Genomic DNA, 14509 nt, shown 5'->3' with positions numbered 1-14509 from the left:
AAGCTCCAGTTGATCGGCGTGGCTGCCCAAAGATCGGGCGGTCCGACTTGCAAGGAGAGTCACAACATGACTGCCAGCGCTGCGGTACCAAGCTCGGTCGTCCCCGACGGCTTCGTGAGCGGTCTCGAGGGAGTGGTGGCCTTCACCACCGATATCGCCGAACCCGACAAGGACGGCGGTGCACTGCGGTACCGCGGCGTCGACATCGAGGACCTCGTCGGCAACTCGGTCACCTTCGGCGACGTGTGGGCCCTGCTGGTCGACGGCGAATTCGGCCGCGGCCTACCGCCCGCCGAGCCGTTCCCGCTCCCCATCCACACCGGCGACGTGCGCGTCGACGTGCAGGCCGGCCTGGCCATGCTGGCCCCGATCTGGGGCTACGAGCCGCTGCTCGACATCGACGACGACACCGCTCGCGAGAACCTCGCCCGGGCCTCGGTCATGGCGCTGTCCTACGTCGCCCAGTCGGCGCGCGGCATCTACCAGCCGGCCGTGCCGCAGGCGAAGATCGACGAATCGGCCACCATTACCGAGCGGTTCATGACCCGCTGGAAGGGTGACCCGGACCCGCGCCACATCGAGGCCATCGACGCCTACTGGGTGTCGGCCGCCGAGCACGGCATGAACGCCTCCACCTTCACCGCCCGCGTCATCGCCTCCACCGGCGCCGACGTGGCGGCCTCGCTGTCCGGCGCCATCGGCGCCATGTCCGGCCCGCTGCACGGCGGCGCCCCGGCCCGCGTGCTGCCCATGATCGAAGCCGTCGAGAAGACCGGCGACGCACGGGCTCTGGTCAAGGGCATCCTGGACCGCAAGGAGAAGCTGATGGGCTTCGGCCACCGGGTCTACCGGGCCGAGGACCCGCGCGCCCGCGTGCTGCGCGCCACCGCCAAGCGCCTCGACGCCCCGCGCTACGAGGTCGCCGCCGCCCTGGAGCAGGCCGCCCTGGCCGAGCTGCGCGAGCGCCGCCCCGACCGCGCCATCGAGACCAATGTCGAGTTCTGGGCCGCCGTGATCCTGGACTTCGCCGAGGTCCCGGCGCACATGATGCCCGCCATGTTCACCTGTGGCCGCACCGCCGGCTGGTGTGCCCACATCCTGGAGCAGAAGAAGCTGGGCAAGCTGGTCCGCCCGGCCGCCATCTACACCGGCCCGGCCCCGCGCAAGCCCGACGCCGTCCCGGGCTGGGATCTGGTGTCGCACAAGTAATCCGGTTCTGACACGACGGTGGCCCGCGGCGAGAATCGCTGCGGGCCACCGTTTTTCACATCCGTCCCCGGGTCACCCCCCAGCCCCGGGAAGCTCTCAGCCCTTCACGACGATGGTGCTGACGATCTTGTCGGCGAAGGTCTGCTTCTTGTCGTCCCAGGCGGGCCACAGGAAGCCGAGGTAGCAGGGGAGGGCGTCGATGAAGTGCAGCAGGCGGCGGCCGATGGCGAGACCGAAACCGACCGGCTGGCCGGTGGATTCGCGGACCAACCGGATACCGACCACACGCTTGCCCGGGGTCTGGCCGGTGGTGCCCTCCTGGTGGCTGATGAACAGCAGGCCCGCGACGCCGACGACGAAGGCGAGCAGCAGGCAGATGACGCCCACCGCGTTCATCCCGCCGCCCGTGCAGGACGTGTGGTAGGTGCCGGGCGTGACGCTGCACTGCACCTTCGACGTGCCGGCGGTGACCGCGATGGTCCGCAGGATCGCGCCGGGCAGAATCCAGATCGCGCCGTCGATCAAGTACGCGCCCACACGCGCGCCCCAGCTCGCATACTGTGCCCCGTACCCTCCGAACGGCGCATAGCCGGGCTGCGGCGCACCGTACGCGGGTTGCGCTGCGCCGTAAGCAGGTTGGGGCGCGCCGTACGCGGGCTGCTGCGGAGCGCCATAGGGGGACTGGGCGTCGTAGCCGGGCTGCGGAGCCCCGTACGCGGGTTGCGGGGCGCCGTACGCGGGCTGGGGCGCACTGTAACCGGGCTGCGGCGCGCCGTAGGCGGGCTGCTGCGGCGCGCCGTAGCCGGGCTGGGGAGCGCCGTAGCCCGGGGCGGGCTGATCGGCGGGCGGGTAGCCGTATCCGGGCTGCTGCTGCGGGTACGGGTTGTTCGGGTATGTCAATGCGTTTCCTTGCAAAGGGATTGTTTCGGTCGGGCAGGCTACAGTCTGGAGCAATCCGGCCTTCGGGATGAACTGGAAATCCGACACGCCGTGAGCGCTGCGCGATTGCTGATCCGCTCACCAGCGGCGGCGTCCCGAGGTGCTCGTATTCAGGCTGCTGCGGCGAATCCTGCAGTGGAACACTGGATTACATCTGAACCAACGGCGGTGGCGAATTGGTTGCCGGATCGCAACGGTTGGAACAATCATGATCGTGGTCCTGGCTACTGCGACCGGATTCACATAACCTGCACCGGTGCTCGACGCAGGACTGTCCAGGCGCGGCTTCTTCGCCGCGGGCGCGGCGCTCGCCGCAGGCCTCGTCACCGCCGGATGCGGTGTGGCGAACGGCAATTCGTCTGACCGCATCCTCGATCCGCACGCCGGGGCCGATCCGGCCACCGCGCCGGCGCGGCTACCCGCCGCCACGGTGTCGCCCGACGCCGTGGCCGCGAAGTATGCCGGTCGGCAGCCGCAGGGCTGGGGAATGGACCTCGACGGCATCGTGACCGGGTTCAATGCCACGGGCAAGCAGTTCGCGGTCACCTTCGACGCCTGCGGCGGCCCCGGCAACAACGACATCGACGAGAACCTGCTGGCCTTCCTGCAGGCCCAGCAGATTCCGGCCACCCTGTTCCTGAACAAGCGCTGGATCGACGCGAATCCCGGTCGCGCCGGGCAGCTGGCCGCCAATCCGCTCTTCGAGATCGGCAATCACGGCACCGCGCACTGCCCGCTGTCGGTGAACGGCCGCGCCGCCTACGAGATCAAGGGCACCGCCTCCCCGCAGGCGGCCATGGACGAGGTGTGGGGCAACCACCAGCGCATCACCGCCCTGACCGGTCACGCGCCCCGCTTCTTCCGCGCGGGCACGGCACACTACGACGACGTGGCCGTGGCGATCGTCAAGGACCTGGGCGAGACCCCGGTCGGCTTCTCGGTCAATGCCGATTTCGGTGCCACCGCGACCGCCGCCCAGGTCCAGAACAACATGACGGCCGCCAAGACCGGCGGCATCTCCCTGGCGCACATGCACCGCCCCAAGTCGGGCACCGGCGCGGGCATGCTCGCCGCCCTGCCCGCCCTGAAGGCCAACGGCTTCCAATTCGTGCACCTGCCATAGCCTTTCGGGCAGGTGCCACAGCGGTTCGAGTCGGGCAGGTGCCACAGCGGTTCGAGTGCGAGTCACAGCATTTCGGGCCCGGCGGTCAGCCGGGTAGCGAGGCCGCCCAGTCCACCGCGACGGATTCGCCGCGGTCGACGGTGAAGAAGGCGACCTCCAGATGCCGGCCCAGATCCACCAATTCCAGGGCGGACAGGGGGACCGGCTGCACCACCCGCACCCGCCACGGCCCCGGCTCGTCCCAGGCGTGCAGTTCCAGATCCAGCCGCAGCACCGGATCGTCTCTGCCGGTGTAGTCGGCCGCGACCGGTGTCGCGGCCAGCACGGTGGCGCGGGCGCGGCGGCCGTCCGCCAGGATCTTGGCGATATTGGTGCGCGAGGTCTCCCCGGACGCGGGCAGAAACAGCACCACCCGGTCGTCATCGCCCGGATCGACCCGGCAGCAGACCACATCGCCGGGCTGCATCCACTGCCGATCGGCCGCGTTCATCCGCTGCCGGACCCGCGCCTCGTAGGCATGCCGGCCCTCGAGCTGGACCCGCACCCAGAATTCCGGTCCCCGCTCGGCCTCGGCGGTGCCGTGGATACCGAGCACGGTCGCGGCGCCCTCGACGCCGTGCAGCAGCAGTTCGCGCCGCGCGGCCTCGTCGAGAGTGGGCCCGCGGCGGGTGAGGCCGCGGGAACCGAATTGCGAGGACAGCCGGGCGAGCAGGCCGACACGCGGGGCGGGCGCGACCTGCGGACCGCGGCGCTGCCGACCGGAATTCGGGGGCGCGCCGGGTCCGGAATCGGGCGGCTGGTCGGAAGCGCTGCGCGGTCGCTCGTGTGCGGCCATGTCCATGGCGGTACACCGTAATCGCTGTATGGTGCCTGACACAGCGACACCCGCATGCCGGGGTATTCGGTACACGGTATTGACCTCGGGCTTACCGCTGTCCTTGCGAAGTCTTCCAGGACGCCGGCCCGGCGGGCGGACCGTTTCAACGGCGCACCCAGTCGCATACCCGGGTGTCAGGACCTCTACCCTTGTCGCCATGACCTCTGCGTTCCCGACCATCCCCGACGATCTCAAGCCCGCCGACGGACGGTTCGGTTGCGGCCCCTCCAAGGTCCGCCCCGAGCAGCTGCAGTCCCTGGTGGATACCGGCGCCTCGGTGTTCGGTACCTCGCATCGGCAGAAGCCGGTCAAGGACGTGGTGGCGCGGGTGCGCTCCGGCCTGCGCGACCTGTTCTCGCTGCCCGACGGTTACGAGGTCGTGCTGGGCAACGGTGGCACCACCGCGTTCTGGGACGCCGCCGCGTTCGGCCTGATCCGCGAGAAGTCGCTGCACCTGAGCAATGGCGAGTTCTCCTCGAAGTTCGCCTCGGTCGCCAAGGGCAACCCGTTCATCGGTGACCCGATCGTGGTGAAGTCGGAGCCGGGCGACGCCCCCGAGCCGACCTCCGACCCGTCGGCCGACCTGATCGGCTGGGCCCACAACGAGACCTCCACCGGTGTCGCCATCCCGGTGTCGCGCCCGGCCGGTTCCGAGCACGCGCTGGTCGCCATCGACGCCACCTCCGGCGCGGGTGGTCTGCCGGTGAACATCGCCGACACCGACGTCTACTACTTCGCCCCGCAGAAGTGCTTCGCCTCCGACGGCGGCCTGTGGATCGCGCTCATGAGCCCCAAGGCGCTCGAGCGGGTGGAGGAAATCAAGAACTCCGGTCGCTGGACCCCCGAATTCCTCTCGCTGCCGATCGCGATCGACAACTCCACCAAGGACCAGACCTACAACACCCCGGCGCTTGCCACCCTGTTGCTGTTCGCCAACCAGATCGAGTGGCTGAATGGCAACGGCGGCCTGGACTGGGCCGTGAAGCGCACCGCCGACTCGTCCTCGCGTCTGTACTCGTGGGCCGAGACCAGCTCGTACGCAACGCCGTTCGTGCAGAACCCGGCGCTGCGCTCGCAGGTCGTCGGCACCATCGACTTCGCCGACACCGTGGACGCCGCGCAGGTGGCGAAGGTGCTGCGCGCCAATGGAATCGTGGACACCGAGCCGTACCGGAAGCTGGGCCGTAACCAGCTGCGCATCGGCATGTTCCCGGCCATCGACCCCGACGATGTGTCGCAGCTGACCCGCTGCGTCGACTGGGTCGTCGAAAAGCTCGCCTGAGCAGTAAAAACGACATCGGTTCACGGTTCTCTCACGCTCTTCGGGAGATCGTGAAACCGGTTTCGCCGCTGAGGCGAATCGATCACACTAATGCGGCGCGGAAGTCTGGGAACAGATTTCCGCGCCGCGTGTCTTGCCCCATGATTCTCAGGAGTGCACTACTGTTCCAGAACGTGGGCGGTGTCGCGAGCCTAGCTATAGCTGTGAGTTGCGCAGCGAACAGGAGGTAACGGTGCGTGAACTTCGAGTAATCGGATTGACGCCCGATTCCACGCACATCGTGTGCATCGATACCGAGAGCGGCCAGAAGTACCGGCTCGCCGCCGACGATAAATTGCGCGCCGCTGCCCGCGGAGATCTTGCCCGATTCGGCCAAATCGAGATCGAAACGGAAGCCACGATGCGTCCTCGCGATATCCAGGCCCGTATCCGTGCCGGTGCGTCGGTGGAGCAGGTCACCGAAGAGTCGGGTATGCCGCTGTCGCGGGTGGAGCGTTTCGCGTATCCCGTTCTGCTGGAACGCGCCCGGGCCGCCGAGCTGGCGCAGAAGGCGCACCCGGTTCGCAACGACGGTCCCGCCGTGGAGACCCTCATCGAGATCGTGTCGGCCGCCTTCGCCGAGCGCGGCCACAATATCGAGGTCGCCGAATGGGACGCCTGGAAGGACGAGAAGGGCTACTGGGTGGCCCAATTGCAGTGGCAGGCGGGCCGTTCCGTGATCGCCGCGCACTGGCGCTACCAGCCGGACGCGCACGGCGGCTCGGTGGTGCCGCTCGATGATCCGGCCTCGGACCTGATCGATCCCGACTTCGGCCGGGCACTGCGCGGCCTGGCGACCATCCTGCCGGACCAGACCGACCCGGTGGTGGACGAGGTACCAGCGCCCGTGCCCGCACCGCGTGAGGAGCGGACCCCCGACTACGAGTCCGCGCCGGCGCGAGTCGCCAAGCAGCAGAACGTGGACGACTACTTCGAGCAGCGCGCCGCGGTCGGCGACGGCACCGTGCCGGTGACCACCGCTGCCGCCCCGGCGCCGGCGCCCGCTCCGGCGGCGAAGGAGCAGCCCGCTCCGGCGCTCCCGGCTGGCCCCGCACCCGCTCCGGCCCCGGCGGCTGCCGCCGAGCCCGCGGAACCGGCTCCCGCCCCGGCGCAGCCGGCCGCGAAGGCCAACGCGCAGAAGCCGAATCGGAAGCCCGGGGAGGCGGGGCGCAAGCGGGGTGGCAAGGCGCCGATGCCGTCCTGGGAGGATGTACTCCTAGGCGTGCGGTCCTCCGGTCACTGAGTCCTGCCGGGCAGGCCGCTCGAATTTCTCGGATGCCAGTGGATTGCTGAATCCGCAGGCTATCCGCTCTGCGCCGCGCCGCGAAACAAGGTTGGCAACGGCGATATTTCGGCCCTCGCGGGGGTAGATTCATTAAGTCGGCGGTCAGTGCCGGGTCGATCCACGTCGATGCCAGCGATCGGCCGCCGGATGTTTGCTCAAAAGTAGCCATCCTGTGTGCAGTGACTGAGGGGAGGTGACGTCGGTGCCATCAACGGTCTCGTCCCTGTGGTATGTCGACGCCCCCGATCCGGTGGCCGTGCTGCGCGCGCACCCGGGACCCGACCCGGACGCCGCCTTCGCACTCGCCAAACAGCTCAACCCGGACCGTGATGTGGTGCCCGCCGCCTCGGGCACCATGAGGGTGTGGGCGGGGCCGGATCGCGAATCCGTCTATATCGGTTGCTATCCCGGCGTCACGGTCGTCTGCTCCACCCAGGCCGCGTTGCCACGCCCGACCAGACTGCCGGAGCTGCTGGTACGTCCGCTCGCCTCCGAGCAGACCTACCTGATCTCCTACGACCTGCGCCTGGGCTGGGGCGCGTTCGCGCACTGGGAACGCGGCGAATTCCGCCGCTCCTTCAGCGCGACCCGGGTCAATATCCTCGAGGACGAGGGCATGCCGCGGGTGTGGGAGCGGCCCTACTGGGCGGGTGAACATCCCATCCACCTCGCGCCCGGCGAACTGCCCGACCCGCAGCTGCTGCCCTTCGACCCGGCGGACTTCGCCGACGCCGCCAATCTGGAGTGGCTCGGCTTCCGGTATCGCGGCCGGGATCCCGAGCAGGCGCTGACCGCCGACCGGATCGAGGTGTGCGGCTTCTCGCTGTTCCCCAGGGGCGAGGCGCCTACGGTGGTGGAGGTCGTGCCGGAGGCGTCCGTCGAGCACAACGGCAGCAAACGCGGACTGCTGGGCTGGCTGCGCGGCCGCGACCGGGTCTCCTGACTCAGAACAGCAGCAGGCCCAGCCAGGCCAGCAGGACGCCCGCGCCCAGGCCCGCGATCACCCAGCGGGTCACCGGGGCGTAGCGCCAGCGCCAGGCGGTCGGCGCGGCCCCGCCCACCGCGATCAGGTTGACCGCCACCGACAGCACCGGATGGATCTGGGCCAGCGCCGCGCCGAAAGCGTAGACGCCGACGGCGGTCAGCGCGGCCACCATGACGACCACGGCGATGCCGCTGGCCCACGGGGTGGGTTCGGAATAGCCGTATCCATACGGTCCGTCGGGCGGATGGGTCACTGGGCACGCACTCTCTCGTAGAAGGCCATGGCGGCTGCGGTCGCCACATTAAGCGAATCGGTGCCCGCCGTCATGGGGATGCGAGCACGAATATCGCTGGCCCGCATGGTCTCCTCGGTGAGGCCGGGGCCCTCCGCGCCGAGCAGCAGGGCCACCTTCTCGCCGGTCATGGCGGTGGCGAGGGTGTCGGCCTTCGGGTTCGGGGTCAGGGCGATGATCTGGAAGCCGTTGTCGCGCAGCAGGTCCAGCCCCGCCGGGAAGGGCGGCAGCTGGGCGAAGGGGACCCGCAGTACGTGGCCCATGGAGACCCGCACGGCGCGCCGGTACAGCGGATCCGAGCAGCGGTCGCCGAACAGCACGGCGTCCGCACCCAATCCGGCGGCATTGCGGAAGATCGACCCGATGTTCTCGTGGTCGTTCACGCCCTCGAGCACCGCCACCGTGCGCGCATCCGCGAGCAGCTCGCCGGCGGTGAGTTCACGCGGCCGATAGGCGCCCGCGAGGACGCCGCGATTCAAATGGAATCCGACGACCTGCGCCATCACCTCGGCGCTGGTCCGGTAATACGGAATTTCCACTCCGGTCAGCTCCTCGGCGAGCTGTTCGTATCTCTTCGCGACACCGAACAATGCGAAGGGCGTGAATCGCGAGGCCAGCATGCGCTGCACGACCACCACCCCCTCGGCGATCACCAATCCCTTGCCGCCGGGCAGGTCGGGACGTCGATCGGCATTGTTGAGGTCGCGGAATTCGGCGACCCGCGGATCGTCCGGGTCGTCGATATCGATCACTTCGGCCACCGGGACATTTTCGCCTCCGCTGCGGGCGGGCGAATGCGCGGGGCATAAGGTGATCGAGACCCGATTCCGATCTATCGAAGAGGACAGCCCATGAGCAGCAAGCCGGAAATCGAGTTCCAGGATGGTCCCGCCCCCGCCGAACTCGTGATCAAGGATCTCGTTGTGGGTGACGGCGCGGAAGCCAAGCCCGGCGACACCGTCGATGTCCACTACGTGGGCGTCGAGTACGACTCCGGCGAGCAGTTCGACGCCTCCTGGGACCGTGGTGAGTCCATCGTCTTCCCGCTGCGGGGCCTGATCCAGGGCTGGCAGGACGGCATCCCGGGTATGAAGGTGGGCGGCCGCCGCCAGCTGACCATCCCGCCGAAGCTGGCCTACGGCGAGGCGGGTGGCCACCATCTGGCCGGCAAGACCCTCGTCTTCATCATCGACCTCCTGGACGTCGTGAACTGACGACTCCGGTCGGCGAAAAACCCGTGCCCGCCGTGCTTTTCAGCGCGGCGGGCACGGTTGTCTTCGCTGCCGGAACTCACACCTTCACGACAATGCTGCTGATGATCTTGTCGGCGAAGGTCTGCTGCTTGGCGTCCCAGAGCGGCCAGAGCCAGCCGAGGTAGCAGGGGAGGGTGTCGACGATGTGGCAGATCTGCCGGACGAAGGCCATGCCGAAGCCCAGGGGCTGCCCGTCGGCCTCGCGGATCAGCTTGACGCCCAGCAGCTTCTTGCCGGGGGTCTGGCCGCTGGTGCCCTCCATATAGATGAGGTACAGGCCGCCGATGATCGCGATGGCCGCGCCGATGAGCACCAGCACGATCCCGCCCGCGGAGAGCCCGCCCGAGCAGGAAGTGCTGTAGGAGGAGTCGGTCGAGTCGGTGGTGCAGTTCATGTCCTTGGACCCGACCGCGAAGCCGATGCCGTAGAAGATGGCCGCGGGCACGCCGATGATCAGCCGGTCGATGAGGTACGCCCCGACCCGCGCGCCCCAACTGGCATAGGGCGCTTGGGGATACGCGGCATAGCCGGGTCCCGGCGGATAGCCCCCGGGCTGCCCCGGGTAGCCGCCCACCGGCTGCCCGTACCCGGGCTGTGGTTGTCCCCCGTAGCCGGGTGGTGGCTGCTGCCCGTAGCCGGGCGGTGGCTGCTGGCCGAACCCGGGCTGCTGCCCGAATCCGGGCTGTTGCGGCTGCTGAGAGTAGGGATCGTTGCCGTAGGTCATCGGTTCCTCCCCAGAGGGAATGCGGGGGCTGGGCCCCCGCATTGTCTCCCGAATCCCTAGCCGACGATGGCGTTCATGATTGTTCCGGCGCTCGTGGCGGTCGCGCCGCCGATCATGGCGTTGGCGACCATCTTCGGGGAGGCCGAGCCGCCGCCCCACTTCTCCCAGGCGAAGCGCCCGCCGCCGTAGGTGATGGCCGCGACGCCCGACATCTGGGTGAACCAGGTGAAGTAGCGGAACATCTTCATCATCTTGTCGGCCATGGGCGGGGTTTCCGCGGTGGGGTTGCCCAATTGGGCGAGAACCGTGCCGTACATGTCATGCGCGGCCATCAGCATGCTCACGATCGTTCCTCTCCGGTACCGGGGCGCTAGGTGGAGCCAGGGTCGGTAGAGCGGTGGAGCTTCCCGAAACGGGTCGATTAGAGCAATCCGGACAGAGTGTATCCGGGCGAATCGCCGAATGTTGCTGATTGTTTGCGAACGTTATTTCCGAACAATGTCGACCGGGTCGGTGAGGGCGGCTGCGATGGCCGTTTGCTGCGGCACCCCGAGCTGCGGGAGCGCGCCCATCGCCTGACCGGCCTGATTGCCCAATGTTCTGGTCACGGCCTGCAATTGGGTGACGCCACCGGTCAGCGCCTGCATGGCCGCCACCAGCTGGGTCCCCGCCTGATCGGCGATGGCCGGAATGCTCTGTGCCAGCGACGCGCCCTGATTCAGCTGCGTGCTCGCGTCGTTCAGCCGGCCGGCGGCGTCGCGTAGTAGTTGCCCGACCTTGGTATCCGGAGTGACTTGTGTGCCGGTCAGATTGGCGAAGCCGCTGAGCTGGGTGTCGGCCTGATTCGCCACGTTCTGCAGACCCCGAAGCTGGGTGATGACATTCGCCAGTTGCGGATCATTGGCGAACGGCAGCGCCTGCAGCAGCGGCACCACGAAGTCGAGACCATTGGACAGCGTGCTCGCCGCCTGGGAGACCTGTCCCATGGTGACGCCGGTCGAATCCAGCGCCGCGGCAAGCTGATTCGCCTGTGTGGTGGCGGCGCTCAGGGTGGAGTTCAGCGCGTCGATGCCGGAGGTCAGCTGTCCCGCACCGGATTTCGCCTGATTCAGGAAGTCCATCATCTGGTCGGCGCCACCGGAGAACTGCTGCGCCCCGTCGGCGGCCGCCTGTACGCCCGTGCTGAGCAGCTGCGAGGTGCCTGCGATCTGCGACACCTGCAGGCGCGCGGTGTTCATGGTCGCGAACAGAGTGTCCAGCCCGGCGGCGCTGATCTTCTTGGCCACCTCGGTCACCGCGTCGTTGACCAGGTTCGGGTCGGCGCGATCGTGGGTGGTGACGGTGACCTGCGCCCGTTGCGGCTTGTCGGTGAGCAGGGAGGTGATATCGGTGCTGAGGTCGGTGGGCAGCGTGACCACCGCGGCATAGTCCTTGGTGCTCGCCTCGTCGACCACGTCCCAGTGCCGGGTTCCGCTGCCCTGTAGCTCCTGTGCGATGCGCGCGCCCAGTGGCCCGGTATCGCCGTTGATGAGCGCGACCGCGGTGGGCGCGGAGCGCAGCCGGAGGACGCTGATCGTGCCCGCGGTGACCGCGGCGGCGAGCAGCAGGACGATCAGGACCCAGCGGGCGCGTTTTCCGAACACCATTCAGACCGTAGAGGGGCGGTGTGCCCCGAGCTCTGATGGTTGTCTGAGAGTTCGGTAAAGACCGGTACGTTCACCCGCGGCCGGGCGATGGCCCCGGCGGCGCATCGCGGTCCGGAAGTTCCAGTACCAGGCGCACCCCGCCCAGCATGCCGTCGTCGAAATAGGCTCGGCCACCGTGTAATTGGGCCTGCTGCGCGACCAGCGCCAGCCCCAGCCCGGACCCGCCCTTGGCGGCGTGGCTACCCCGGAAGAACCGTTCGAATACCGCCTCGCGCTCCACGGGCGGCAGTCCGCGCCCGTTGTCGTCGATGGAGATGACGATGCGCCCGCTCGCCGCCCGGTGCGCCGACACCAGCGCCTCGGTGGCCCCGCCGTGGCGCGCAGAATTGGTGAGCGCGTTGTCCACGGCCAGCCGCAGCCCGGTGGGCAGGCCCCGGGTGACGAGTTCGGCGTCGGTGTCGATGCGCACCTTCAGCTGCGGGAAGTGCCGCATGGCGTCGTGCGCGGCGGCGTCGCAGAGCTCGGCCACATCGGTGACCACGTGGTCACGTTCATTGGTGAGGTCACCGGCGGCCAGCCGTTCCAGTGCCGCGAGGGTGGTCTCCACCCGGTTCTGGCCGCGCTGCAGGTCGCCGAGGATCTCCCGGCGCTGGTCCTCGCTGAGGTCGAGGGTGCGCAGCACTTCCAGATCGGTGCGCATGGCGGTGAGCGGGGTGCGCAGTTCGTGCGCGGACACCGCGGCGAAGTCGCGCGCGGTCTCCAGCGCCGCCGCGATCTCGGCCTGGGCCCGATCCAGCCGCTCCAGCATGGTGTTGACGGCCTCGCCCAGCTTGTCGGCCTCCCTGACCCCCGAACCGTCCACGGGCAGCTGCGCATTCGGGCCGCCGGTGGGCCCGCGCTGGTCGACCGCCTCGGTGAGCCGGACGATGGGCCGCACCGCGCGGCCGCCGAACAGCCAGCCCAGCCCGGCCGACGCCGCCACCGCGGCCAGCGCCGCGAAGAACACGAACCGCCGCTGCTCCGCGGTGGCGTGCTCGGTCTCCGTGGTCGGAATGCCCAGGGAGACAACGCGTCCCGGGGGCTGGTTCTCGGTGGTGGTGAGCACCCGGTAGGAATTGCCGTCCACCGTGACGGTGTGATTACCCACCGACAGGGCGGGCAGCTGCACGGAGGTGCTGGTCATGGAGCCGTCGGCATTGCGCACGGTGAGCGCCAGCTGGTTGGTGGGCCCGAGCACGTCGAGGACGGTCACCGCGAGTTGTGGCTCGATGAGCACGATCCGCGAGGACAGCGCCAGCTGCTGATCGGCCTGACCGAGATTGTTGCGCTCGATGGCGGTGACGGTCACCCAGCTGAGCACCGCCACGATGATGGTGGCGCCCAGCGCCGCGGCGGCCGCGACCCGGAAGCGCAGCGAATAGGAGTGGCGGCGCCGGCGTGGTGGTGCGGAATCGGGTGCGGGCCGGTTCATTTGGGTGCGCGTAAGACGAATCCCACCCCGCGAATGGTGTGCAGCAGGCGCGGGGTGCCGTCGACCTCGAGTTTGCGGCGCAGGTAGCCGACGAAGACGTCCACCACATTGGTGTCGGCGGCGAAGTCGTAGCCCCACACCAGTTCCAGCAGCCGCTCGCGGCTCAGCACCACGCCGGCGCTGCGGGCCAGCGTGGACAGCAGCTCGAATTCCCTTTTGGTGAGCTCGATCTCGGTGCCGTGCAGCAGCGCCCGGTAGCCGGCGACGTCGACTTCCAGGGGGCCCACGGTGATCGCGCCGGGGATGGCGGAGGCGGGTACGTCGCTGCGCCGCCGCAGCAGCGCCTTGATGCGGGCGACCAGTTCGGCGAGCACGAACGGCTTCACCAGATAGTCGTCGGCCCCGGACTCCAGCCCGGCGATCCGGTCGTCGACCGAACTGCGCGCCGACAGTACGCAGATCGGCACCTCGTTGCCCATGGCGCGCAGCGCGGTGACCACGCCCGCGCCGTCCAGCACCGGCATGTTCATATCGAGCACGACGGCATCGGGTGCGGATTCGTTGACACTGCGCAGCGCCGCCGCGCCGTCCCGGGCGATGACCACCCGGAACCCCGACAGCCGGAGCCCGCGCTCGACCGATGCGAGCACATCCTCGTCGTCGTCGACGACCAGGACAGTGGGTACTGGGTCCAATTTGCCCTCCGCTTCGCTCCGGGCGGGTTCGCGGCCCTGGAGGTCTCGTTCTTCCCTCCCTGCGCTCCTCCGCTTCGCTCCCCCGCTCCAAGGCGGAGGTCGATCAAGCCGCAGTCCAGAACGAGACGGGCCGCGAACCTGATGTGGTGTGCCACCCAGGCGGCACACCACATCAGTATCGTCCGACGAAGGTCAGTAGTTGTGGCAGGAGTCGGCGACCTGCTGGATCGCGGCGGCGATTCCACCGGCTCGCGGGTCGGCCGCGGCCTGGTCGGCGGCGTCCGGGTTGTCCCTCAGGTACTGGTCGAGTTCGGCCTGACGCTGCTCGGGCGACAGCGCGAACTTGGCCTGCAACTCGGACTTGTAGCCCGGGTTCTGGTCCAGGAACGAGGCCAGGGCCGGGGCCTTGTCGTGCAGGGCCGCGTCCACCTGGGTGAAGGTGCAGGTCGAGTTCAGTAGCGGCGCAACCAGATCCGCAGGGGAGGCCGAGGCGGTGGCGGGCGCGAGGGCGAGGGCCACGGCGGCGACCGCGCCGGCTCCGAAGAGCGCACCGACGCGGCGATTACGGACGAAGCTCATGCATCGACCTTTCTTGTTCGACAAGCAGAGCGAAAGGGTAGAGCGCGAATCCCGCGATTCGCGCCCGCCCGACGCTAAACCACCCGCATGGGAGGCCGATGAGCGAAGTA

Annotated in this window: 16 protein-coding genes; 6 read left to right on the top strand and 10 right to left on the bottom strand. The window is 69.0% G+C overall.

The annotated features are described in order from the left end of the window. Positions 1-66: 66 nt before the first annotated feature. On the top strand, positions 67-1209 hold the full coding sequence (locus AB0L60_RS02300) for a citrate synthase 2 (protein WP_354830844.1): 1143 nt from the start codon (positions 67-69) through the stop codon (positions 1207-1209). 96 nt (positions 1210-1305) lie between these two features. Here the strand turns inward: AB0L60_RS02300 and AB0L60_RS02295 are convergent, their stop codons facing one another. Beyond that, entirely contained in the window at positions 1306-2109 is an 804-nt protein-coding gene (locus AB0L60_RS02295) for an RDD family protein (protein WP_364605899.1), read from the bottom strand. Positions 2110-2404: 295 nt separating this feature from the next. Here AB0L60_RS02295 and AB0L60_RS02290 point away from each other — a divergent pair, with 295 nt between their 5' ends. After that, positions 2405-3271: a polysaccharide deacetylase family protein gene (locus AB0L60_RS02290; protein WP_364605896.1), complete on the top strand. Its 867-nt coding sequence runs from the start codon at positions 2405-2407 to the stop codon at positions 3269-3271. An 85-nt stretch (positions 3272-3356) separates the two neighbouring features. Here the strand turns inward: AB0L60_RS02290 and AB0L60_RS02285 are convergent, their stop codons facing one another. Next, positions 3357-4112 carry a hypothetical protein gene (locus tag AB0L60_RS02285; RefSeq protein WP_364605893.1) on the bottom strand — a complete coding sequence of 252 codons (756 nt, stop codon included), beginning with the start codon at positions 4110-4112 and terminating at the stop codon, positions 3357-3359. Between the two features lie 193 nt (positions 4113-4305). Between AB0L60_RS02285 and serC the strand changes: the two genes are divergently transcribed. From serC to AB0L60_RS02270, 3 genes are all read left to right on the top strand, one after another. Continuing rightward, a complete protein-coding gene (serC, locus tag AB0L60_RS02280; RefSeq protein ID WP_364605890.1) occupies positions 4306-5430 on the top strand; it encodes a phosphoserine transaminase in 1125 nt (374 codons plus the stop codon). 232 nt (positions 5431-5662) lie between these two features. Then, positions 5663-6712, top strand: coding sequence for a septation protein SepH (sepH, locus tag AB0L60_RS02275; RefSeq protein ID WP_364605888.1), 1050 nt, complete (start codon positions 5663-5665; stop codon positions 6710-6712). Between the two features lie 244 nt (positions 6713-6956). Then, positions 6957-7697, top strand: coding sequence for a hypothetical protein (locus AB0L60_RS02270; protein ID WP_364605886.1), 741 nt, complete (start codon positions 6957-6959; stop codon positions 7695-7697). Between the two features lies 1 nt (position 7698). On the opposite strand, the gene AB0L60_RS02265 is transcribed toward AB0L60_RS02270, so the two are convergent. Further along, complete coding sequence (locus AB0L60_RS02265) at positions 7699-7992, bottom strand: DUF2537 domain-containing protein (protein WP_364605884.1); 294 nt, start codon at positions 7990-7992, stop codon at positions 7699-7701. Then, on the bottom strand, positions 7989-8792 hold the full coding sequence (locus AB0L60_RS02260; protein WP_364605882.1) for an RNA methyltransferase: 804 nt from the start codon (positions 8790-8792) through the stop codon (positions 7989-7991). Before AB0L60_RS02260 ends, AB0L60_RS02265 begins: the two co-directional genes overlap by 4 nt. A 90-nt stretch (positions 8793-8882) precedes the next feature. On the opposite strand from AB0L60_RS02260, the gene AB0L60_RS02255 reads away from it, so the two are divergent. Continuing rightward, complete coding sequence (locus AB0L60_RS02255) at positions 8883-9245, top strand: FKBP-type peptidyl-prolyl cis-trans isomerase (RefSeq protein ID WP_354830823.1); 363 nt, start codon at positions 8883-8885, stop codon at positions 9243-9245. Positions 9246-9321: 76 nt separating this feature from the next. Here AB0L60_RS02255 and AB0L60_RS02250 read toward each other — a convergent pair whose 3' ends face one another. From AB0L60_RS02250 to AB0L60_RS02225, 6 genes are all read right to left on the bottom strand, one after another. Then, entirely contained in the window at positions 9322-10008 is a 687-nt protein-coding gene (locus tag AB0L60_RS02250; RefSeq protein WP_364605879.1) for an RDD family protein, read from the bottom strand. Between the two features lie 56 nt (positions 10009-10064). Continuing rightward, the gene (locus tag AB0L60_RS02245) at positions 10065-10346 is read right to left on the bottom strand and encodes a hypothetical protein (protein WP_364606723.1); all 282 of its coding nucleotides are present in this window, start codon (positions 10344-10346) and stop codon (positions 10065-10067) included. A 147-nt stretch (positions 10347-10493) separates the two neighbouring features. Then, positions 10494-11654, bottom strand: a complete 1161-nt coding sequence (locus tag AB0L60_RS02240; protein WP_364605877.1) for a hypothetical protein — start codon at positions 11652-11654, stop codon at positions 10494-10496. Positions 11655-11724: 70 nt separating this feature from the next. Continuing rightward, on the bottom strand, positions 11725-13125 hold the full coding sequence (locus AB0L60_RS02235; RefSeq protein WP_364605875.1) for a HAMP domain-containing sensor histidine kinase: 1401 nt from the start codon (positions 13123-13125) through the stop codon (positions 11725-11727). After that, entirely contained in the window at positions 13122-13820 is a 699-nt protein-coding gene (locus AB0L60_RS02230; RefSeq protein ID WP_364605873.1) for a response regulator transcription factor, read from the bottom strand. Before AB0L60_RS02230 ends, AB0L60_RS02235 begins: the two co-directional genes overlap by 4 nt. A gap of 192 nt (positions 13821-14012) precedes the next feature. After that, positions 14013-14399: a hemophore-related protein gene (locus AB0L60_RS02225; RefSeq protein ID WP_364605871.1), complete on the bottom strand. Its 387-nt coding sequence runs from the start codon at positions 14397-14399 to the stop codon at positions 14013-14015. Positions 14400-14509: the final 110 nt, after the last annotated feature.

This window comes from Nocardia sp. NPDC051981 (genome assembly GCF_040680715.1).
Lineage (GTDB): Bacteria > Actinomycetota > Actinomycetes > Mycobacteriales > Mycobacteriaceae > Nocardia.
This window is presented reverse-complemented; position numbering and strand designations above follow the sequence as displayed.

Bases quoted from the DNA above. Each gene is read 5' to 3' on its own strand.
- AB0L60_RS02300 (WP_354830844.1), top strand. From the start codon at position 67: ATGACTGCCAGCGCTGCGGTACCAAGCTCGGTCGTCCCCGACGGCTTC.
- AB0L60_RS02285 (WP_364605893.1), bottom strand. From the start codon at position 4,112: ATGGACATGGCCGCACACGAGCGACCGCGCAGCGCTTCCGACCAGCCG.
- serC (WP_364605890.1), top strand. From the start codon at position 4,306: ATGACCTCTGCGTTCCCGACCATCCCCGACGATCTCAAGCCCGCCGAC.
- AB0L60_RS02255 (WP_354830823.1), top strand. From the start codon at position 8,883: ATGAGCAGCAAGCCGGAAATCGAGTTCCAGGATGGTCCCGCCCCCGCC.
- AB0L60_RS02250 (WP_364605879.1), bottom strand. From the start codon at position 10,008: ATGACCTACGGCAACGATCCCTACTCTCAGCAGCCGCAACAGCCCGGA.
- AB0L60_RS02245 (WP_364606723.1), bottom strand. From the start codon at position 10,346: ATGCTGATGGCCGCGCATGACATGTACGGCACGGTTCTCGCCCAATTG.
- AB0L60_RS02240 (WP_364605877.1), bottom strand. From the start codon at position 11,654: ATGGTGTTCGGAAAACGCGCCCGCTGGGTCCTGATCGTCCTGCTGCTC.
- AB0L60_RS02235 (WP_364605875.1), bottom strand. From the start codon at position 13,125: ATGAACCGGCCCGCACCCGATTCCGCACCACCACGCCGGCGCCGCCAC.
- AB0L60_RS02225 (WP_364605871.1), bottom strand. From the start codon at position 14,399: ATGAGCTTCGTCCGTAATCGCCGCGTCGGTGCGCTCTTCGGAGCCGGC.